Source organism: Pseudomonas wuhanensis, assembly GCF_030687395.1.
GTDB classification, from domain to species: Bacteria; Pseudomonadota; Gammaproteobacteria; order Pseudomonadales; family Pseudomonadaceae; genus Aquipseudomonas; species Aquipseudomonas wuhanensis.
The window spans coordinates 1,091,567-1,112,016 of sequence record NZ_CP117430.1; the positions used below are offsets into that span (position 1 = coordinate 1,091,567).

Below are 20,450 nucleotides of genomic sequence, written 5' to 3' on the forward strand. Positions count from 1 at the left end.
GATGAACATGACAGGAGGTCATTTCCAGCGCTTCATCGAGCAGGCCCGGGAACGGCGCGAACTGGTGGTGCAACCGCGCATGGGCTTCGGTGGGTTGGCGCCGATGCGCGCCGGGTTGGCCGCGGTGGCCGGGTTGCCCTGTGCCACGATCGGGACCATCACCCTGGACAGCTACACCCGGGTCGGTGATTACCAGAGCGCGCTGCAGTGCCTGAACAGCGACAGCCCGCTGAACGGTTTCCCGATCATCAGCCATCCGCTGGAAGCGGTGCGGGGTATGCTCGACGGGCTCTATGGCCCGTCGTTCCCGATCCAGGTCCGCCATGGCACGGCTCAACCGCAGAATGTTTTCAAGCGGCTGGCGGCCCTCGGGCTTGATGCCACCGAAGGCGGCCCTGTGTCCTATTGCATGCCCTACAGTCGCTTGCCACTGGCTCGGGCGGTCGAGGCTTGGGCAGAGAGTTGCCAGTTGCTGGCCGATGCCACCCCTCATGGCCACATCGAGAGCTTCGGCGGTTGTTTGCTGGGCCAGCTGTGCCCGCCGTCGATGTTGATCGCCATGACGTTGCTTGAGGCCCTGTTTTTTCGCCAGCAGGGCATCCGCAGTGTCTCGCTGAGCTACGCCCAGGGCACGTCCATGGCTCAGGATTTCGGGGCGTTGCAGGCTCTGCGCGAACTGGCTGCTGACTATCTGGACGGCGCCCACTGGCATGTCGTGGTGTATTCCTACATGGGCGTCTTTCCCACCACCGGTCACGGTGCTCGCCGCCTGATCTATGACAGTGCACGCCTGACACAGGCCGCCGGGTGCGAGCGCCTGATCGTCAAGACCGTTGCCGAATCCCGGCAGATCCCATCGGTGGCGGACAACCTCGAAGCCTTGTCGATGGCGGCCGAAGTCGCCGCTGACAACACGCTGGAGGTCGACCCGGCCAGTGAAGGCTATCGCCAGGAAGTGTTGTTCGAGGCGCGGCAACTGGTGGAAAGCGTGCTGGACCTGCACCCCGATATCGGCGTTGCGTTGCTCCAGGCCTTCACCCGTGGGCGGCTCGACATTCCTTACTGCCTGCACCCCGACAACCCCGGCCGCGCCACCACCCGAATTGACGAGCACGGCGCCTTGCGCTGGGGCAATGTTGGTGGCCTGCCGTTGCCGCAGAGCTGCGGCCTTTCTTCGATCGGACCGGGTATCAGCTCGTCCGAGTTGTTCCAGATGTTGCATTACACGGTGAGCCGTTATGACCAACCCTTGCACTGACTCCACCTTGGCGCCGCTGATCCTGGTCGACGCCTATTCCACCGGCGCGCTGCTGGCCCAGGCTTTGGCGGAGCATCGCCCGCTGCTGCACGTGCGTTCGCGCAACGACATGCCCCCGGCCTTTGCCGCAAGTTGTCCGCAATCACTGTTCCGCGAGCACTACGGCGTGCATGAGGAAGGTCTTGAACCGCTGCTGGAGAAGCTCGCAGCACAGGCGCCGGCGGCGGTGTTGACCGGCAGTGAATTCGGTGTGGAGTTGGCGGATTTGCTGGCGGCCCGTCTCGGCCTGCCCGGCAACGATCCTGAATACTCCGCCGCCCGTCGTGACAAATCGCTGATGGCCGAACAGGTCGCCGCTGCCGGTTTGCCGGTGGCGGCGCAGCTGCGTACCGCCTCAAGCGCAGAGGCGCTGGCCTGGTTCAACGCGCGGGGCAAATCGACGGTGGTGGCTAAACCACTGGACAGCGCAGGTTCCGATAACGTGTTCATCTGCCACGATGCCCTGCAGCTGCAGGCGGCCATCGACTGCATTCTCGGCGCAACCAACCTGATGATGCGCAGCAACCGGGCGCTGCTGCTGCAGGAATACCTGGAAGGCGACGAGTACGTCATCAACAGTGTCAGCCATCAGGGCGAGCACTGGATCACCGATGTCTGGAAATGCACCAAGACGTTGAGCGCCGACGGTCGCAAGATCTACGACCGTGAAGACCTGCTGCCCGCCGATGCGCCGGAGCTTGATGCACTGGTCGACTACGTCGAAGGCGTGCTCGACGCTCTGGCCATCACCCATGGCCCGGCCCATACCGAAGTGATCCTCACGGCTTACGGCCCGCGCCTGCTGGAAACCGGTGCCCGTCTTTCCGGACTGGCCAATCCGCCCGCGCTGCAAGCGGCCACCGGCAACGATCAGGTGGCGTTGACCTGCACCAGCTACCTCGAACCGGCACGGCTGGCGTCCTTTCCCAAGCGCTATCGCCTGCAGCAGCACGCCCGGGGAATGAACCTGATCGCCCGCCACAGCGGCGCCTTCGCCCAGTTCGATGTACGCAAGCACCTGGAAGCCCTGCCGAGTTTTCACAGCGCGCGCTTTCGTTTCACCGAAGGTCGGCAAAAGACACCGACCATCGACCTCAACAGCTCGCCGGGTGCCGTATTCCTGGTGCACCCGAGCGCCGACAGAATCCGCCAGGACCATGAGGCCTGGCGTGAATGGGAGAAAGACTGGTTGTAATGACCGACGCCCCATCCCGTGGGGTTTTCAATCATCACAGGAAGACACTTATGAGCATTCATACCCGTACTAAACGATTGACGGTTCCGCAGTTGGTCGCGATGAAGGGCCAACAGAAAATCGTATCCCTGACGGCGTACTCCAGCTCTATTGCCAGGCTGATCGACCCTATCGTCGACTTCATCCTGGTCGGTGACTCTACTGCAATGGTCGGTTATGGCCGGGCCTCGACGCTGAGCATGCAGCTCGAAGAAATCATCGGCCATACCCGGGCCGTGGTCGACAGCACACGACTGTCTTGTGTCATCGCCGACATGCCTTTTGGCAGCTATCAGGAATCCAACGAGCAGGCCTTTCGCAACTGCGCCCAGGTCCTGGCGCGCACCGGTTGCGATGCCGTCAAGCTGGAGGCCAACAAGGCCCTGGCGGGCACCATCGAGTTTTTGGTGGCGCGCGGTATTCCGGTCATGGCCCACGTCGGGCTGATGCCGCAGTTCGTCAATGTCATGGGAGGGTTCAAGGCCCAGGGCCTGACCGCCGAAACCGGCGCAGTCATTGCCGAAGATGCTCGGGCCAACCTCGAGGCCGGAGCCTTCAGCCTGCTGCTTGAAGGTGTGGCCGAAGGCGTGGCCCGGCAAATCACCCTGGACTCGAAAATGCCCACCATCGGTATCGGCGCCTCACCGGCCTGCGACGGCCAGGTGCTGGTGACCGAAGACGTGCTGGGTCTGGGTGGTGAGCAGGTGCCGCGCTTCGTCAAACAGTACGCCGATGTCGGCGCGGTGATTCGCGACGCTTGTGAACGTTTTGCCGAAGAAGTGCGCGATGGCCGATTCCCTGAATCGCGGCATTGCTATGGGCTCTAATGGCTAGGACTCTTCGCTGATCGCCTGGGCGAGCTTCTTCAGGGCCTGGGCAATGTCCTTGCTCCAATCGAGGGTGTAGCTCAGGCGCACATGATGCCGCCAGGCCCCCTGCTGGCTGAAGATCTCCCCGGGGGCGATAACGATGCGCTGGGCCAGCAAGCGCTCGAATACCCGGCGCATGTCCACCGAGTGCCTGGCCTCGAGCCAGAAGGTCGCGCCGCCTTGCGGGGCGACAACTTGCAACTGGCCATCACCGTGTTCTTCCAGCAAAGCCTGCATCCGTTTCATCCGGTCCTGCAGCATGGCCCGCAGCACCATCAGATGCTGGTCGATGCGCTTGGAGCTGAAGAGTTTGGCGATCGCTTTCTGACGAATCGGCGACAGACGAAATGCCCGCTCCAGGAATAGCCGGTGCAACTGAGGCCCGTGTCGGCGACACAGTACATAACCATAAGGCGCTTCCGAGCCGATGATCTTGTCGAAGGTCGAGAACACCAGCAGCTTCTCCGGATCGGCAAAGTCGCGGTAGCGGGAGGGGTTGGCGGAAAAATAGAACTCGCCATAGCTGTCATTTTCGAACAGCCAGACATCCCGTTCCGCCAACCAGCGACAGATCTGCTGCTTATCCTGCGCAGGCATCAGGTTGCCTTGGGGAATATTTACGGTCGATGACAACACCGCCAGCCGGATGGGCTCACGCCTGAGCAGCTCATTGAGTGCGGGCAGGTTGAAACGCCCATCCTCGCCGAGGGGCACTTCGATCACGCGAATTTTTGCCGCTTGCAACTGGCGCAAGATCGCCCACGAGCACGGTGATTCCACCAGCGCCACAGTGCCATCCAGGTTCAGGGCACTGAGCGACAACTCCAGCACACTGCGCAGGTCCGAGCCGATATACACATGTTCGGCCTGCCAGTAGCAGAGCGTGGAACTGGTGTAGCGGTCGGCCAGGGCGCCGCGTAACTCGGGCTCGCCGAACGGCTGATAGAGTGGCGCATGGGAACGCGGGTATTGCCGGGCCAGTTCGCGTTCCATCATCAACAAGGGGTTTTCCAGCGACAACAGCATCGCCGGCGCGTCGCTGCTAAGGGCCAGCATCCCCGGCTGGCGCGCGTTGGAGAATACGTTGTCCAGCAGGTTGGGCGAGCCCTCGTTCAACAAAGGTGCCGGCATCGCCTTGGTGAAATATCCGAACTTGGGTTTGGCGTAGATCCGTCCTTCGTCCTCGAGAAGCGAATAGGCGTACTTGGTCGTCGACACCGACACGTTCAGTCGCCGGGCCAGTTGCCGCAGGGACGGTAGTTTTTGCTCACGTTCCGAATTGGCGGTCTCGATCAACTCGACGAGATAGCGGTACACCGCCTGATAGGCGAAAGAGGCGTCTTTGGTTGTATCCAGGCTCACGTGCTGAAATTCCTGTGTGCCCACTTCACGACAACGCTGGCGACCTGGAGCGGCATGCCTGAGGTATGCTTTTCCAAGCGTTCATGCCCAGCGACGATCCTGGACCCGATGGCAATGACATCAAGCAAAACCAGATGACGTTCGAAAGGAAATGGCATGCTCTTCATCCCTGTAGTGATTGCCAATAAAACTATTCTTGCATAACCCGGCAGCGTTCCCCACGTTGCCGGACAGGCTGCGGATGGAGGAGGGTGGTGGTCCCAATATGCAAAATCCCCGTATCATCGAGTGATTACGGGGATTTTGAGTTTACCGAGGTCCGTGGAAATCCACGGTTCCTATTACACGTTGAAACGGAAGTGCATCACGTCGCCGTCTTTAACGATGTAGTCCTTGCCTTCCAGACGCCATTTGCCGGCTTCTTTGGTGCCTGCTTCGCCCTTGTACTGGATGAAGTCGTCGTAAGCGATGACTTCGGCGCGGATGAAGCCTTTTTCGAAGTCGGTGTGGATCACTCCGGCGGCTTGTGGCGCGGTAGCACCGACACGGACGGTCCAGGCGCGGACTTCTTCGACACCGGCGGTGAAGTAGGTCTGCAGGTGCAACATTTCGTAGCCTGCGCGGATCACGCGGTTCAGGCCAGGCTCTTCGAGGCCCAGGGCTTCGAGGAACATGTCTTTTTCTTCACCGTCTTCCAGTTCGGCGATTTCGGCTTCAATCTTGTTGCAGACCGGAACCACCATGGCACCTTCTTCTTCGGCAATGGCTTTGACGATGTCCAGCAGCGGGTTGTTCTCGAAACCGTCTTCAGCAACGTTGGCGATGTACATGACCGGCTTGGTGGTCAGCAGATGGAAGCCACGAATCACCGCTTTGTCGTCGGCGCCCATGTTCTTCATCAGCGTGCGCGCTGGCTTGCCGAGGGTGAAGTGAGCGATCAGTTGTTCCAGCAGGCCTTTCTGGACTACGGCGTCCTTGTCACCACCCTTGGCGTTGCGGGCAACTTTCTGCAGTTGCTTCTCGCAGCTGTCGAGGTCGGCAAAGATCAGTTCCAGGTCGATGATTTCGATGTCGCGTTTGGGGTCGACGCTGTTGGAGACGTGAATCACGTTCTCGTCTTCGAAGCAGCGGACCACGTGAGCGATAGCATCGGTCTCGCGGATGTTGGCGAGGAACTTGTTTCCCAGGCCTTCACCTTTCGAGGCGCCGGCAACCAGGCCTGCGATGTCGACGAATTCCATGGTGGTCGGCAGGATGCGCTTGGGTTTGACGATGGCTGCCAGGGCTTCCAGGCGCGGATCCGGCATCGGCACGATCCCGCTGTTGGGCTCGATGGTGCAGAAGGGGAAGTTCTCGGCCGCGATCCCGGACTTGGTCAGGGCGTTGAACAGGGTGGACTTGCCGACGTTAGGCAGGCCGACGATGCCGCAATTGAATCCCATGGTGTTTCCCCTCGGGTAAGAGTCAGGCCTTCTGGCTGTGCAGGTTTTTCATCGCGCGGTTCCATTCCCCGGCGAGGATATCCGGCAGCACGCCGAGGGCAAAGTCGATGCTGGCATCGAGTTTTTCCTGTTCGGCGCGTGGCGCACGACTCAGGACGAAATTTGAAACCATACTGGCAACGCCCGGGTGGCCAATGCCAAGCCGCAAGCGGTGAAAGGTATTCTGATTGCCCAGTTGCGCAATGATGTCGCGCAACCCGTTGTGACCGCCATGGCCGCCGCCCTGTTTAAGCTTGGCAACGCCCGGAGGCAGATCGAGTTCGTCATGCGCCACCAGGATTTCTTCAGGCTTGATGCGGAAGAAGCCGGCAAGTGCCGCGACGGCCTGGCCGCTGCGGTTCATGTAGGTGGTGGGAATCAGCAGACGAACATCTTGACCCTGATGCGAATAGCGCCCGGTCAGGCCGAAATATTTGCGATCGGCCACAAGGTTGACACCTTGCGCGTGCGCGATGCGCTCAACAAAAAGGGCCCCTGCGTTATGCCGGGTCTGTTCGTATTCAGCGCCTGGATTTCCCAGGCCAACGATCAGTTTGATGGCAGTCACGATAGGGGCCCTTCCTTGAAGTGGTGGATAACATCGCCGCAATCAAAGTGTGCGGCGAAAGTGGACGACAAGTGCTCATTTACCATATGTAAACTCCGCGTTCTCGCCCGCTTTCTCGCTACGCTCTAGTCCGCGATGTTTCCGGTCACTCCGGCGTACAGAGTGAAATTACTCTGCAGCGCCTTCTGCAGCTTCTGGAGCAACACGTGGAGCGTGAACGTTGGCAACAGCCTTGTCATCGCCGTGTGCCAGAGCAACGAACTCAACGCCTTTAGGGGCTTTGAGGTCGGACAGGTGAATGATCGAACCGACTTCGGCGTTAGCCAGGTCGACTTCGATGAATTCAGGCAGGTCTTTCGGCAGGCAGGACACTTCGATTTCCGAAGTCACGTGCGAAATCTCGCCGCCTTTCTTGACCGGTGCTTCTTCGTTGATGAAGTGCACTGGAACGATAGCGGTCAGTTTCTGGCCGGCAACTACGCGTACGAAGTCAGCGTGCATCACGTGGCCTTTGGCCGGGTGACGTTGCAGAGCTTTGATTACGACGTTTTGCTTGGTGCCACCAACGTTCAGCTCGATGATGTGGCTGTAAGCCGCTTCGTTTTCGAGCAGTTTGGCAACTTCTTTAGCCAGCATGCTGATGGATTCAGGGGCTTTGTCGCCACCGTAAACTACAGCTGGAACCAGGCTTGCGAGACGACGCAGGCGGCGGCTCGCACCTTTCCCCAGGTCGGAACGCACTTCAGCATTCAGAGTAAAATCGTTCATGTTGTATCTCCAAAATAACCACATTCGCCCCAGCGTTTGCGACCAGCGCTTAAAGGCGATATGGGCAAAAAAGCCCCGCCCCGACAGGAATGCCGGGGCGGGGCGCTTTTCGTCAACGAGATGTAACGAGAAGGGCAGGGCCCTTAACGGAACATCGCGCTGATCGATTCTTCATTGCTGATGCGGCGAACCGCCTCGGCAACTACCGGTGCGATATCCAGTTGACGGATACGCGCACAGGCTTGTGCTGCAGCGGACAGCGGGATGGTGTTTGTTACCACCAGCTCGTCCAGCACGGAATTTTCAATGTTTTCGATCGCCCGACCCGACAGCACAGGGTGCGTGCAGTAGGCGAAAACCTTGGCAGCGCCATGCTCTTTCAGGGCCTTGGCCGCGTGGCACAGAGTGCCGGCGGTATCGACCATGTCATCGACCAGAATACAGGTACGCCCTTCGACATCACCGATGATATGCATCACTTCAGAGTGATTGGCTTTCTCACGGCGTTTGTCGATGATCCCGAGATCCACGCCCAGGGATTTGGCAACAGCCCGTGCACGCACGACGCCACCAATGTCCGGGGACACGATCATCAGGTTTTCGAAGCGCTGATCTTCAATGTCATCCACCAGTACCGGGGAGCCGTAGATGTTATCTACCGGAATATCGAAGAAGCCCTGAATCTGGTCAGCATGCAGATCAACCGTGAGAACACGGTCGATGCCGACTACGGTAAGCATGTCAGCAACGACTTTCGCGCTGATAGCCACACGTGCGGAACGCGGACGGCGATCCTGACGGGCATAACCAAAGTAAGGAATAACAGCAGTGATACGAGTAGCCGAGGAGCGGCGGAAGGCATCAGCCATCACTACCAGTTCCATCAGGTTATCGTTGGTCGGAGCGCAAGTCGGCTGAATAATGAAGACGTCTTTACCACGAACGTTTTCATTGATCTCGGCAGTAATTTCGCCGTCGGAGAACTTACCGACAGAGATGTCACCGAGAGGGATATGCAGCTGACGTACAACACGCCGAGCCAGATCGGGGTTAGCGTTCCCCGTAAAGACCATCATCTTGGACACGCGCAGTACCTGAAGGCTGAGGGTAACCTGGATGAGTATAGGAAAATGGCAGGGGCGGCTGGATTCGAACCAACGCATGGCAGGATCAAAACCTGCTGCCTTACCGCTTGGCGACGCCCCTGTATCTGTTGCAACGAGTACCCAGTACCCGATTCCTTTTAGAGCAGACTTTGCAGCTTGCGATGCAACATCGAAATGTTGCTTCCTTTCGCTACAAACCCTGTAAGGGTCTCTGTCAGAAGGGCCGAGACTTTATCAGCTTCAGCTTTGCTTGGGAAGCCCCCAAACACACAACTTCCAGTTCCGGTGAGTTTTGCTTCGGTGAATTTACCTAACAAATTCAATGCGTTACGTACATCTGGATAACGCCTTGCTACTACCGGTAAGCAGTCATTTCGACTGTTTCCCTTGGGAACGGGGCGCACTTTAATGGGAGGAGTGTTACGTGTCAACAGTGGATCTGAAAAAATTTCTGCTGTACTTACAGATACTTGCGGCACCAGCACGAGATACCACGGTTCTTCGGGCTCTACAGGGGTGAGTTTTTCCCCCACGCCCTCGGCGAAAGCCGCGTGTCCACGCACGAAAACCGGGACGTCGGCGCCAAGCGTAAGACCCAGAGCAGCGAGCCGATCCTCATCCCAACCCAGTTGCCAAAGATGATTGAGGCCCAGCAATGTGGTCGCCGCATTCGAGCTGCCGCCACCGATTCCACCGCCCATGGGCAGGATTTTTTCGATCCAGATGTCGACCCCCAGCGAACAACCGGATTGCTCCTGAAGTTTTTTTGCGGCTTTGACGATCAGGTTATTGTCGTGAGGGACGTCGGCGAATTCGGTGTGCAACCGAATCACGCCATCGTCGCGAACGGCGAAGGTGATTTCATCGCCATAATCGAGGAACTGAAAAATCGTTTGCAACTCGTGGTAACCGTCTTCACGGCGACCGAGGATGTGCAACATCAGGTTGAGCTTGGCGGGCGAGGGCAATGTCAGGCGTGGCGCAGTCATGTTCACTGCCCCAGTTTGCGTGGTTGCCATTCCTTGATCACCAGCGTGACATCAAGGTCGGTGCCGTGCAGTTTGATCCGCTCGGGTAGCCAGTAGCCGTTCTGCTCGGCATAGCTCAGGTACTCGACCTGCCAGCCATCCTGTTCGAGATTGGCCAGGCGGCTGTCGACGTCGAGGGTCAGGCGACTTTTGCTGTCCGGGGCCGGGAGCCCGCGAACCCACCACGCCAGATGGGATACCGGTAATTTCCAGCCCAGTTGTTCTTCAACCAGAGCTTCCGGGGTCGGCGCGTCATATCGGCCCTGATTGGCCACTTCCAGCGAGACTTTGCCCGGGCGACCGGTCAAGCGGGCCGCGCCACGACCCAGCGGGCCAGAGAGACGGATGTCGTAGTAGTCCTGGCGTTGCAGCCAGAACAACGTGCCGCTACCCGAATCTTTTGGTGCGCGGATGCCGATTTTGCCGTTGATCTGCCAGCCGTCGAGGCCGGTCAGTTGCTGCTTGTGCTCGCGCCATTGGGCCTTGTTGCCTTGACCCTGGACCGATTCGCGGGCAACGAAGCCCGCGCAACCGGCGAGCAGAGCGATGAAGCTGAAAACGATGATGTGGCGCAAAAACATAACTTAGAGAGTCTCTGATCCGGTCAGGCGCTTGATGGTGCCGCGCAGGGTAGGGCTGTCGGGCTGTTCCTTGAGGAACTTGCTCCAGATTTGCTTGGCTTCGCGTTGTTTGCCGTTGGCCCACAGGACTTCGCCCAGGTGCGCGGCGACTTCCTGATCGGGGAAGCGCTCCAGCGCCTGGCGCAAATACCGCTCGGCTTCGTCGAGGTTACCCAGGCGGAAATTGACCCATCCGAGGCTGTCGAGGACTGCCGGGTCTTCCGGGTTGATCTGGTGCGCCTGTTCGATCAAGGCCTTGGCTTCGGCGTAGCGTGTGGTGCGGTCGGACAGGGTGTAGCCGAGAGCGTTCAACGCCATTGCATTGTTCGGGTCACGCTTGATGATCAATCGCAGGTCTTTTTCCATCTGCGCCAGGTCATTGCGTTTTTCTGCCAGCATGGCCCTGGTATACAGCAGATTCAGATCGTCGGGGTATTGCTGCAGGGCTTGCTGCAGGACTTTCCAGGCCTTGTCGCCCTGTTTGTTGGCAGACAAGGTTTCGGCTTCGATCAGGTACAACTGGATCGCGTAATCGGGTTGCTCGCCGCGCTCGGCTGCCAGACGGCTTTGGGCTTCGGCGGTCTTGCCATTGCTCATCAGAATATCGGCCTGACGCAATTGTGCCGGCAGGTAATCGTTGCCCACCCCGACCTGGGCGTATTCGATCAATGCGCCCTGCGGGTCGTTACGCTCTTCAGCAATACGCCCCAGGTTCAGGTGTGCCGAGTCGACATGGCTTTCCCGAGCGATCAAATCTTCCAGGTAACCTTTGGCCTCGTCCCACGCCTTGGCTTCCAGGCAGACCAGGGCCAGGGAATAACGCAGTTCGTCGTCTTCGGGGTATTGCTGCACCAGGCTCGAGAACTCGACCTTGGCATCTTCCATGCGGTCCTGTTCAACCAGCATGCGTGCATAAGTCAGGCGCAGGCGTTTGTCGTCCGGGTATTTCTTGATGCTTTTTTGCAGCAGCGGCAGGGCTTCATCGCCACGATTGAGTCCTTGCAGCAGGCGCGCGCGCAGCAGGATCGGCGCTATTTCGCCCTCGTCCGGCGGGTTGTCTTCGAGCAGGGTCAAGGCACCTTTGGCATCGCCGTCCTGTTGCATCAGCAAGGCCTTGCCGAAAATCAGCTGGTTGTTGTGCGGATGGCGCTGCAACAAGCGGTCAAAACCTTTCATCAGACCGTTGCGCGTGTCCTGGTCGGTATCGGCCGCGGACAGGGCGAGAAAGTCGAAATGCGTGTCGCCTTTGCCTTGCAGGACTTTCTCCATATAGACCATGGAGTCGTCATAACGCCCTGCGCGGGCGAGTTGCACGGCCGCCGCCCGTTGCGCCTCGAGATCGTCCGGGGCGTTTTTGGCCCAGACCAGTGCAGTGTCGAGGGCAGCCTGATCGGCACCCAGATACTCGGCAATGCGAAATGCCCGCTCGGAGATGCCCGGATCCTGGGTATTGATGGCCTGGGTCACGTAGTTGTCCAGGGCAATGTCGTAACGATTGCGCTGGCCAGCCAGTTCGGCGCTCAACAGGCTGAAGACGGTTTCTTCACTGAACGAGCTGTAAACCTTGGGCTTTTCAGGAGCCGGAGTGCTGTCTTCGACCGGCGGCGTACCGTCCGACGAAACGGGCGCCAAGGCCTGGCAGCCGCTGAGGAAGACAAAAGCGAGGAGCAACGCGGAAGATCTATTCATATAGGAAAAGGACGACTAACCTGCGGTCGGATCATCATGACACAAGCCTTCGGCCAAACATAACCGCCCGGCCAATTTACCCGCGCGGGCAATCCCCACAGGTCCGGAGCCCTTGTAAACGAGAACGGATCGCAGCCTTTGGCAGTTCTTACAGAAGCGATAGATATCGAGTGGTTGTTCTGGCTCTGTCGAAGTAGGACAATTGTCGGCTTCACGTCACCATCAGCGACCTTGAATGGCCTTCCTTGCACTCGGTATTAACCACAAGACTGCTTCAGTAGACGTCCGCGAGCGCGTGGCCTTTACCCCTGAGCAGCTGGTTGAGGCCTTGCAGCAGCTCTGCCGACTCACCGACAGCCGCGAAGCTGCGATCCTCTCCACCTGCAATCGCAGTGAACTGTATATAGAACAGGATCACCTTTCGGCTGACATCGTGTTGCGCTGGCTGGCCGATTATCATCATTTGAGCCTCGATGAGCTGCGTGCGAGCGCTTATGTGCATGAAGATGATGCGGCAGTTCGTCACATGATGCGGGTCGCCTCCGGGCTCGATTCGCTGGTGTTGGGTGAACCGCAGATTCTCGGTCAGATGAAATCGGCTTACGCCGTGGCTCGCGAGGCGGGCACCATCGGTCCGCTGCTCGGGCGGTTGTTCCAGGCCACATTCAATGCGGCCAAACAGGTGCGAACCGACACCGCCATCGGTGAAAACCCGGTGTCCGTGGCGTTTGCCGCGGTCAGCCTGGCGAAACAGATTTTCAGTGATTTGCAACGCAGCCAGGCTTTGCTGATCGGCGCCGGCGAGACCATTACCCTGGTCGCCCGTCATCTGCATGAGCTGGGGGTGAAGCGAATCGTGGTTGCGAACCGCACCCTGGAGCGCGCGAGCATTCTGGCCGAGCAGTTCGGCGCCCACGCAGTACTGCTCTCGGACATCCCGGCAGAACTGGTGCGCAGCGACATCGTCATCAGTTCCACCGCCAGCCAGTTGCCGATTCTCGGTAAAGGCGCGGTGGAAAGTGCCTTGAAATTGCGCAAGCACAAGCCGATTTTCATGGTGGATATCGCCGTCCCTCGGGATATCGAGCCGGAAGTCGGCGAGTTGGACGACGTTTACCTGTATAGCGTCGACGATCTCCACGAAGTGGTCGCCGAAAACCTCAAGAGCCGTCAGGGCGCTGCCCAGGCCGCCGAAGAGATGGTGTCGATTGGTGCCGAAGATTTCATGGTTCGCCTGCGCGAACTGGCAGCGGTGGATGTGCTCAAGGCTTATCGTCAACAAAGCGAGCGCCTGCGCGACGAAGAATTGCAGAAGGCCCAGCGCATGCTCGCCAATGGCAGCAGCGCCGAAGACGTGCTGGTGCAACTGGCCCGCGGCCTCACCAACAAACTCTTGCATGCTCCGAGCGTGCAATTGAAAAAGCTCTCTGCCGAAGGCCGCCTCGATGCGCTGGCCATGGCCCAAGAACTCTTTGCCCTCGGTGAGGGCTCATCGGATAGCTTTTCGGATAAAAAACCGCAATGAAAGCGTCACTGCTCAATAAGCTGGACATCCTCCAGGACCGCTTCGAGGAATTGACCGCCCTGCTTGGCGATGGCGAGGTCATTTCAGATCAAAACAAGTTCCGCACCTATTCCAAGGAATACGCGGAAGTCGAGCCGATCGTTGGCACCTATAAACAGCTGCTAAAAGTGCAAAGCGACCTTGAAGGGGCTCAGGCGCTGCTCAAGGACAGCGACCCGGACATGCGCGAAATGGCCGTGGAAGAAGTCCGCGAAGCCAAAGAGCAACTGATCGAAATCGAAGCCCAGCTGCAACGCATGCTGCTGCCAAAAGATCCCAACGATGGGCGCAACGTATTCCTCGAAATCCGTGCCGGCACCGGTGGTGACGAAGCGGCAATCTTTTCCGGTGACCTGTTCCGCATGTATTCGCGTTACGCCGAACGGCGTGGCTGGCGGGTAGAAATTCTCTCGGAGAACGAAGGCGAACACGGCGGCTATAAAGAAGTCATTGCCCGGGTCGAAGGCGAGAACGTTTACGGCAAGCTGAAGTTCGAATCCGGCGCACACCGCGTACAGCGGGTTCCGGCCACTGAATCCCAGGGCCGCATCCACACCTCGGCTTGCACCGTGGCCGTGTTACCCGAGCCGGACGAGCAGGAAGCGATCGAGATCAACCCGGCGGATCTGCGGGTCGACACCTATCGCTCCTCCGGTGCCGGTGGTCAGCACGTCAACAAGACCGACTCGGCGATTCGTATCACACACTTGCCGTCCGGTATTGTTGTCGAGTGCCAGGAAGAACGTTCCCAGCACAAGAACCGCGCCCGGGCGATGTCCTGGCTGTCGGCCAAGCTTAACGACCAACAGACCAGCGCAGCAGCCAATGCCATCGCCAGCGAGCGTAAGTTGCTGGTCGGTTCCGGTGACCGTTCCGAGCGTATTCGCACCTATAACTTTGCCCAGGGCCGGGTCACCGACCACCGGGTCAACCTGACGCTGTATTCGCTCGACGAAATTCTCGCCGGTGGCGTGGATGCGGTGATCGAACCGCTGCTGGCCGAGTTCCAGGCCGACCAATTGGCGGCGATAGGTGAGTAAATGACGATCATTGCCAGCTTGTTGCGCGCAGCTGATTTGCCCGACTCGCCCACCGCGCGTCTGGATGCCGAATTGCTGCTGGCGGCGGCCTTGGGCAAGTCCCGCAGTTTTCTGCACACCTGGCCTGAGCGTATCGTCCCGAGTGAAGCGGCCCTGAAGTTTGCCGAGTACCTGCAACGCCGCCGTAGCGGTGAGCCGGTGGCCTACATTCTGGGGCAGCAAGGCTTTTGGAAACTCGACCTGGAAGTCGCGCCCCACACGCTGATCCCGCGTCCCGACACCGAGTTGTTGGTAGAGACCGCGCTGGAACTGTTGCCGGCAACCCCGGCCACGGTTCTCGATTTGGGCACCGGCAGTGGCGCCATCGCCCTGGCCCTGGCCAGCGAACGTCCGGCCTGGAAAGTCACCGCCGTGGATCGTGTGCTGGAAGCCGTGGCCTTGGCCGAGCGTAATCGCCAGCGCCTACACCTGAACAACGCCACGGTGCTGAGTAGCCATTGGTTCAGCGCGTTGGAAGGCCAGCGTTTTCAGCTGATCATCAGCAATCCGCCCTACATTGCTTCGACCGATCCGCATTTGGTGGAAGGCGATGTGCGCTTCGAACCGGCCAGCGCTTTGGTCGCCGGCGTCGATGGGCTCGACGATCTGCGTCTGATCGTCGCCCAGGCACCGGATCATCTTGAGGCAGGTGGCTGGTTGATGCTCGAACATGGTTACGATCAAGCCGAGGCCGTGCGCGATTTGCTGCTGAGCCGCGGCTTTGAAGAGGTCCACAGCCGCACCGATCTGGGCGGCCACGAACGCATCAGTCTGGGGCGCTTGCCGTGCTGAATGATCAGGAACTACTGCGTTATAGCCGGCAGATTCTGCTGCAACACGTCGACATCGACGGCCAGTTACGACTCAAAGAAAGCCGTGTGCTGATTGTCGGCCTTGGCGGTCTCGGCTCGCCGGTTGCGCTGTACCTGGCTGCGGCTGGTGTCGGTGAGTTGCATCTGGCGGACTTCGACACGGTCGACCTGACCAATCTGCAGCGCCAGATCGTTCACGACACCGACAGCGTCGGCCTGAGCAAGGTCGATTCGGCGATCCGTCGCCTGACCGCGATCAATCCCGAGATCCAGCTGATCGCCCATCGCACTGCATTGGACGAGGATTCGCTGGCTGCCGCCGTTGCTGCGGTGGATCTGGTGCTGGATTGTTCCGACAATTTTTCCACCCGCGAGGCGGTCAACGCCGCGTGTGTGGCTGCGCGCAAGCCGCTGGTCAGCGGTGCGGCGATTCGACTGGAAGGGCAGTTGTCGGTGTTCGACTCCCGTCGTCTGGAAAGCCCGTGCTACCACTGTTTATACGGGCACGGCAGCGAAGCCGAGCTGACCTGCAGCGAGGCCGGTGTACTCGGTCCGTTGGTGGGCCTGGTCGGTAGCCTGCAAGCCCTCGAAGCGCTGAAATTGCTGGTGGGGTTCGGTGAACCGCTGGTGGGGCGCCTGTTATTGATCGATGCCTTGGGCACGCGCTTCCGTGAATTGCGGGTCAAGCGCGATCCAGGCTGCAGCGTTTGCGGGTCAAGCCATGCGTGAAGCGCCGATTGCTGTATTCGATTCCGGCGTCGGTGGGCTCTCCGTGCTGGCCGAGATCCAGCAGTTGCTGCCCAACGAGTCTCTTTTGTACCTCGGCGATTGCGGGAATATTCCCTACGGTGAGAAATCCCCGGCATTCATCAGTCAGCGTTGCAGTGTCATGGCGCAGTTCTTTGCGCAGCAGGGCGCCAAGGCGCTGGTGCTCGCTTGCAACACCGCGACCGTTGCGGGTGTTGCGGACTTGCGGCGCGATTTCCCCGAGTGGCCCATCGTCGGCATGGAGCCTGCGGTCAAGCCGGCTGCAGCGGCGACGCGCAGCGGTGTGGTTGGCGTACTCGCCACCACCGGCACATTACAGAGTGCCAAGTTCGCCGCCTTGCTCGACCGTTTCGCCGCCGATGTGCGAGTCATCACTCAGCCATGCCCCGGGTTGGTGGAGCTGATTGAAAATGGCGATTTGCACAGCGAGGCATTGCGTCAGTTGTTGCAGGGGTATGTCGATCCGCTGCTGGCTGCAGGTGCAGACACAATCATTCTAGGCTGCACGCATTATCCCTTTTTAAAGCCACTGCTTAAGCAGATGCTCCCGCAAAGCATCAGCCTGATCGATACCGGTGCCGCTGTGGCACGGCAGCTTCAACGATTGTTGGCCGAGCGTGAGTTGCTGGCCGAGGGACCTGCTAGCACTACCCGGTTCTGGTCGAGTGCGGATCCGGAACATTTCAGAAATATCTTGCCGGTTTTGTGGCATTCGACGGGTGTTGTGCAAAGCTTCGACTTGTAGATAAAAAGTGATGACACGAATAATTGAGCTGAACTTCTGATCAAGCGTCAACTTCTATAGCTTTGTCTGTTGGACAGCATAAAAACCATACGAAATTGTTCGGAAAAGGATGTTTCTAATGAAGCGACTATTCTGCTTGGCCGCGATTGCGACCGCATTGATGGGGCACAGTTTTACCGCGCAGGCAGCAGGGGTGGAGTTCGGGGTCGGCCAGACCAGCGATTCGACCATGACCTACCGACTGGGTATGCAATTCGACTGGGACAAGAGCTGGTTGCAGAGTGATATCGGTCGCTTGACCGGCTACTGGAGCGGCGCTTACACCTATTGGGAGGGCGATGAAACGTCGAGCAACCACAGTTTGTCGTTCTCGCCGGTGCTGGTGTATGAGTTTGCCGGTCAGACCATCAAACCCTACGTTGAGGCGGGTATCGGCATCGCGGTGTTTGCCAATACCGAAGTCGAAGACAACAAACTTGGCGGGGCCTTTCAGTTCGAAGACCGTTTCGGGTTTGGTCTGCGCTTTACCGGCGGACATGAGGTCGGGATTCGCGCCACGCATTATTCCAATGCCGGGATCAGCAGCCCGAACGATGGCGTAGAGAGTTACTCGCTGCATTACACAATGCCGTTGTAAGCAACACTGCACATTCAATGTGGGAGCGGGCTTGCTCGCGAAGATGGATTAACATTCAACGATGATGTTGATTGAAAGTCCGCTTTCGCGAGCAAGCCCGCTCCCACATTGAATCTTCGGTGGCCTGAGGTTCACCGATACGCCGTCGCAATCCCCTGGCGTTCGGTGATGCATTCCGGTGCGCCCATTTCGAACTCCCGGCATATCAGCGGACGTTTTTCGTAGATGGTGCACATCATGCTGTTGCGATCGAGCGCGGCGCACCAGCCGTCATCCAGTCGCAGCATGACTTCCCCGCCCCAATCGTCGGTATCGATAAAACGCTCGGGCACGCCGGTGTCGGTGATCAACATGACTTCAAGCTGGCAGCAGCAGGCCGCGCAGGTCGAGCAGGTGACCGCAGGTTCGGCGATTTGCGTGTGGGGAATGGTTTTCATGGCGCGCAGTGTAAGGCAGTGAGCCCACGCTGTGTGAAAGGCCTGACGGACGCTCAGGCTTCACGGCAGCCCATCGATCGGCGGATTGTTTCGCTCCATACGCTTGCCGATTTCCAGTCCCGTCTGGCCAGGCTTTTGTGGCAGAGGCCAAAGGACAGGCATGAGCAGCTCCGGTAAGGAGAGCACCAGTGGACGATGCTTGAGCATGTCGAAGAGGTATCGCGCAGCTTTGTCCGCCGACCAGTCGAGGTGTTCTGAAGCGTCGTTGCTCAGGGGGATATCGATAAGTCCTGGGCTGACGATGGTCATTTCGATGTTTTCCGGCTCCACGTCGATGCGCAAGGACTCGAAAAGATGACGCAACCCGGGCTTTGAATCGCCATAGGCTTCGGCTCGTGGCAGGGGCAGCCAGGTCACCGAACTGGCCAAGCCCACCAGATGCGGCGCAGTGCCCGCCTGCAGCAGGGGCCGGGCGGCTTCGATGCAATAGCTGCTGGCAAGCAGGTTGGTACGCACGATGTGCTCGATGATTGACGAGTCGAACTGATTGGCGTCGACGTATTCGCAGGTGCCTGCGTTGAGGATCATGGTGTCCAGAGAACCCCATTCCTTGGCAATCTGCTCGCCGATTTCGCGCACCCGTTGGCCGTTGGTCAAATCACCCGCGACCACCAGCACTTGTCCGGGGTAACGCTGAGACAGGGCCTTCAATGGCGCCAATGAGCGGGAACTGACGGCCAGATGGGCACCGGTTTTCAGTATTTCTTCGGCCAGCGCGGCACCAATACCGTTGCAGGCACCGGTCAACCAGTATCGCCTTGGAGGTGTACGCCTCATCCCAATTCCCTTTTTAACCAAATAATTTCCCGGCTCAACACCGTATTTATAACGCAATGCGGCGGCATCAACTTAATTCCGGTGGTGATAAACCCTGTCGGGATGGCAGGTTCTTGAACGCGGCCAAGGCCCGTTCACGGGAAGTGCTCAGGTTGACGATAGGCGATGGATAATCCGTTACACCGAATAATCCATCGAGTCTCGCGCGATTGTGCAGGTCTTTTTTGTTCATTTCATTGATCTGCGGCAACCAATGCTTGATGAAAACCCCTTCGGCATCGAACTTTTCCGACTGGCTCAGGGGGTTGAAAATCCGGAAGTAGGGCGCCGAATCGGTGCCGGTGGACGAACTCCACTGCCAGCCACCGTTGTTCGCCGCCAGATCGCCGTCAATCAGATGTCGCATGAAGAAACGCTCGCCTTCACGCCAGTCGATCAGCAGGTTTTTGGTCAGGAACATTGCCACGACCATGCGCAAGCGGTTGTGCATCCAGCCGGTTTCCAGCAATTGGCGCATGGCGGCATCAATAATCGGCAGGCCGGTACGGGCTTGCTGCCAGGCCTTGAGATCTTCCGGTGCATCACGCCAGGCCAGGGCTTCGGTTTCCGGGCGAAAGGCGCGGTGCCGGGAGACCCGTGGGTAGCCCACCAGAATATGTTTGTAGAACTCGCGCCACAGCAACTCGTTGATCCAGGTGACGGCACCGACCTTGCCGCTTTCGAACTCCCCTTGATTGCTTTGCAACGCGGCGTGCAGACACTGACGAGGGGAGATGACCCCGGCGGTGAGATAGGCCGAGAGTTGGCTGGTGCCGGGTTTTGCCGGGAAGTCGCGTTCGCTGTGGTAATAGTCGATCTGTGCGTCGGTAAAGGTCTCGAGGCGGCGTCGGGCCTCGGCTTCGCCGGCCGGCCAGAGAGCACGCAACCTGTCGCTGGGCGTGTCGAAACCCTCGACACGAGAGGGAGGTTCGTCGCTCGCGATACCCAACGGAGCCTGGATGGCGGGGGCGGTAACCAATCTCGGCAATGAGGCGTGCAAGCGTTCGTAGCAGACCTTGCGGAACTGGCTGAAGACCTGGAAATAAGTGCCGGTTCTGGTCAGCACGGTGCCGGGCTTGAGCAGCAATTGATCGAGGTAGCTGTAAAAGTCGATGCCTTGGGCTTTCAGGGCTTGGGCCACCGCGGCATCACGACGGGTTTCATGAATGCCGTATTCCTCGTTGGCGTGTACTGCGTCGATCTTCAATTGCTGGCACAACTCGAGCAGGACCTTCGGTGCCTCATCCCAGCGGGACGCCTTGCGAATCAGCAGCGGGATGTTCAGGGCGCCCAGCGCATGGCGTAACTCGCTGAGGTTGCGCAGCCAGAAATCCACTTTGCACGGCGCATCGTCATGCGCCAGCCATTGCTGCGGACTCAGCAAATAAACCGCCACAGTCGGGCCGCGGGCTGTGGCGGCCGAGAGGGCGGTGTTGTCATGTAGACGCAAGTCGCTGCGCAGCCAGATCAATTGCATGGTGGTATCCGCACGATCCATTAAAAAAGCGTC

At 59.1% G+C, this 20,450-nt stretch carries 20 protein-coding genes and 1 tRNA gene; 9 read left to right on the forward strand and 12 right to left on the reverse strand.

Annotated features, from left to right (window positions below; all coding sequences use genetic code 11):
* Position 1: 1 nt before the first annotated feature.
* The 3 genes from PSH88_RS05130 to panB are packed head-to-tail and all read left to right on the forward strand — an operon-like array spanning position 2 to position 3,358.
* Positions 2-1,258: a methylaspartate mutase gene (locus PSH88_RS05130; RefSeq protein WP_305425196.1), complete on the forward strand. Its 1,257-nt coding sequence runs from the start codon at positions 2-4 to the stop codon at positions 1,256-1,258.
* Positions 1,239-2,492, forward strand: a complete 1,254-nt coding sequence (locus PSH88_RS05135; RefSeq protein WP_305425198.1) for an ATP-grasp domain-containing protein — start codon at positions 1,239-1,241, stop codon at positions 2,490-2,492. Before PSH88_RS05130 ends, PSH88_RS05135 begins: the two co-directional genes overlap by 20 nt.
* Before the next feature lie 50 nt (positions 2,493-2,542).
* Complete coding sequence (gene panB, locus PSH88_RS05140; protein WP_305425199.1) at positions 2,543-3,358, forward strand: 3-methyl-2-oxobutanoate hydroxymethyltransferase; 816 nt, start codon at positions 2,543-2,545, stop codon at positions 3,356-3,358.
* 3 nt (positions 3,359-3,361) lie between these two features.
* Here panB and PSH88_RS05145 read toward each other — a convergent pair whose 3' ends face one another.
* From PSH88_RS05145 to PSH88_RS05185, 9 genes are all read right to left on the reverse strand, one after another.
* Positions 3,362-4,762 (reverse strand): aminotransferase-like domain-containing protein, encoded by a 1,401-nt coding sequence (locus tag PSH88_RS05145; protein WP_370694676.1) that lies wholly within the window; start codon positions 4,760-4,762, stop codon positions 3,362-3,364.
* A gap of 341 nt (positions 4,763-5,103) precedes the next feature.
* The gene (gene ychF / locus PSH88_RS05150) at positions 5,104-6,204 is read right to left on the reverse strand and encodes a redox-regulated ATPase YchF (protein WP_305425200.1); all 1,101 of its coding nucleotides are present in this window, start codon (positions 6,202-6,204) and stop codon (positions 5,104-5,106) included.
* Positions 6,205-6,226: 22 nt separating this feature from the next.
* On the reverse strand, positions 6,227-6,811 hold the full coding sequence (gene pth, locus PSH88_RS05155) for an aminoacyl-tRNA hydrolase (RefSeq protein WP_305425202.1): 585 nt from the start codon (positions 6,809-6,811) through the stop codon (positions 6,227-6,229).
* A gap of 168 nt (positions 6,812-6,979) precedes the next feature.
* Positions 6,980-7,579 carry a 50S ribosomal protein L25/general stress protein Ctc gene (locus tag PSH88_RS05160; protein ID WP_305425204.1) on the reverse strand — a complete coding sequence of 200 codons (600 nt, stop codon included), beginning with the start codon at positions 7,577-7,579 and terminating at the stop codon, positions 6,980-6,982.
* A gap of 143 nt (positions 7,580-7,722) precedes the next feature.
* Positions 7,723-8,664 (reverse strand): ribose-phosphate pyrophosphokinase, encoded by a 942-nt coding sequence (locus tag PSH88_RS05165; RefSeq protein WP_003171603.1) that lies wholly within the window; start codon positions 8,662-8,664, stop codon positions 7,723-7,725.
* 46 nt (positions 8,665-8,710) lie between these two features.
* Positions 8,711-8,785 (reverse strand) — tRNA-Gln (locus tag PSH88_RS05170).
* 37 nt (positions 8,786-8,822) lie between these two features.
* Positions 8,823-9,674 (reverse strand): 4-(cytidine 5'-diphospho)-2-C-methyl-D-erythritol kinase, encoded by an 852-nt coding sequence (ispE, locus tag PSH88_RS05175; protein ID WP_305425205.1) that lies wholly within the window; start codon positions 9,672-9,674, stop codon positions 8,823-8,825.
* 2 nt (positions 9,675-9,676) lie between these two features.
* Positions 9,677-10,294 carry a lipoprotein insertase outer membrane protein LolB gene (gene lolB, locus PSH88_RS05180; RefSeq protein WP_052965807.1) on the reverse strand — a complete coding sequence of 206 codons (618 nt, stop codon included), beginning with the start codon at positions 10,292-10,294 and terminating at the stop codon, positions 9,677-9,679.
* Between the two features lie 3 nt (positions 10,295-10,297).
* A complete protein-coding gene (locus PSH88_RS05185; protein ID WP_305425206.1) occupies positions 10,298-12,022 on the reverse strand; it encodes a tetratricopeptide repeat protein in 1,725 nt (574 codons plus the stop codon).
* Positions 12,023-12,257: 235 nt separating this feature from the next.
* Between PSH88_RS05185 and hemA the strand changes: the two genes are divergently transcribed.
* From hemA to PSH88_RS05215, 6 genes are all read left to right on the forward strand, one after another.
* Positions 12,258-13,547, forward strand: a complete 1,290-nt coding sequence (gene hemA / locus PSH88_RS05190) for a glutamyl-tRNA reductase (protein WP_305425207.1) — start codon at positions 12,258-12,260, stop codon at positions 13,545-13,547.
* Entirely contained in the window at positions 13,544-14,626 is a 1,083-nt protein-coding gene (gene prfA / locus PSH88_RS05195) for a peptide chain release factor 1 (protein WP_305425208.1), read from the forward strand. The genes hemA and prfA overlap by 4 nt, the downstream gene beginning before the upstream one ends.
* Positions 14,627-15,457: a peptide chain release factor N(5)-glutamine methyltransferase gene (gene prmC, locus PSH88_RS05200; protein ID WP_305425209.1), complete on the forward strand. Its 831-nt coding sequence runs from the start codon at positions 14,627-14,629 to the stop codon at positions 15,455-15,457. It abuts the gene before it with no gap.
* The gene (locus tag PSH88_RS05205; protein ID WP_305425210.1) at positions 15,451-16,206 is read left to right on the forward strand and encodes a molybdopterin-synthase adenylyltransferase MoeB; all 756 of its coding nucleotides are present in this window, start codon (positions 15,451-15,453) and stop codon (positions 16,204-16,206) included. Before prmC ends, PSH88_RS05205 begins: the two co-directional genes overlap by 7 nt.
* A complete protein-coding gene (gene murI / locus PSH88_RS05210) occupies positions 16,199-16,990 on the forward strand; it encodes a glutamate racemase (protein ID WP_305425211.1) in 792 nt (263 codons plus the stop codon). Before PSH88_RS05205 ends, murI begins: the two co-directional genes overlap by 8 nt.
* A gap of 118 nt (positions 16,991-17,108) precedes the next feature.
* Positions 17,109-17,627: an acyloxyacyl hydrolase gene (locus PSH88_RS05215; protein WP_192345469.1), complete on the forward strand. Its 519-nt coding sequence runs from the start codon at positions 17,109-17,111 to the stop codon at positions 17,625-17,627.
* Between the two features lie 131 nt (positions 17,628-17,758).
* On the opposite strand, the gene PSH88_RS05220 is transcribed toward PSH88_RS05215, so the two are convergent.
* The 3 genes from PSH88_RS05220 to phrB all read right to left on the reverse strand — a co-directional run bounded on the left by PSH88_RS05220 (position 17,759) and on the right by phrB (position 20,417).
* Positions 17,759-18,064 carry a YkgJ family cysteine cluster protein gene (locus tag PSH88_RS05220; protein ID WP_007905822.1) on the reverse strand — a complete coding sequence of 102 codons (306 nt, stop codon included), beginning with the start codon at positions 18,062-18,064 and terminating at the stop codon, positions 17,759-17,761.
* A gap of 60 nt (positions 18,065-18,124) precedes the next feature.
* Complete coding sequence (locus tag PSH88_RS05225) at positions 18,125-18,901, reverse strand: SDR family NAD(P)-dependent oxidoreductase (RefSeq protein WP_305425213.1); 777 nt, start codon at positions 18,899-18,901, stop codon at positions 18,125-18,127.
* A gap of 67 nt (positions 18,902-18,968) precedes the next feature.
* Positions 18,969-20,417, reverse strand: coding sequence for a deoxyribodipyrimidine photo-lyase (gene phrB / locus PSH88_RS05230; protein ID WP_305425214.1), 1,449 nt, complete (start codon positions 20,415-20,417; stop codon positions 18,969-18,971).
* Positions 20,418-20,450 lie beyond the last annotated feature (33 nt).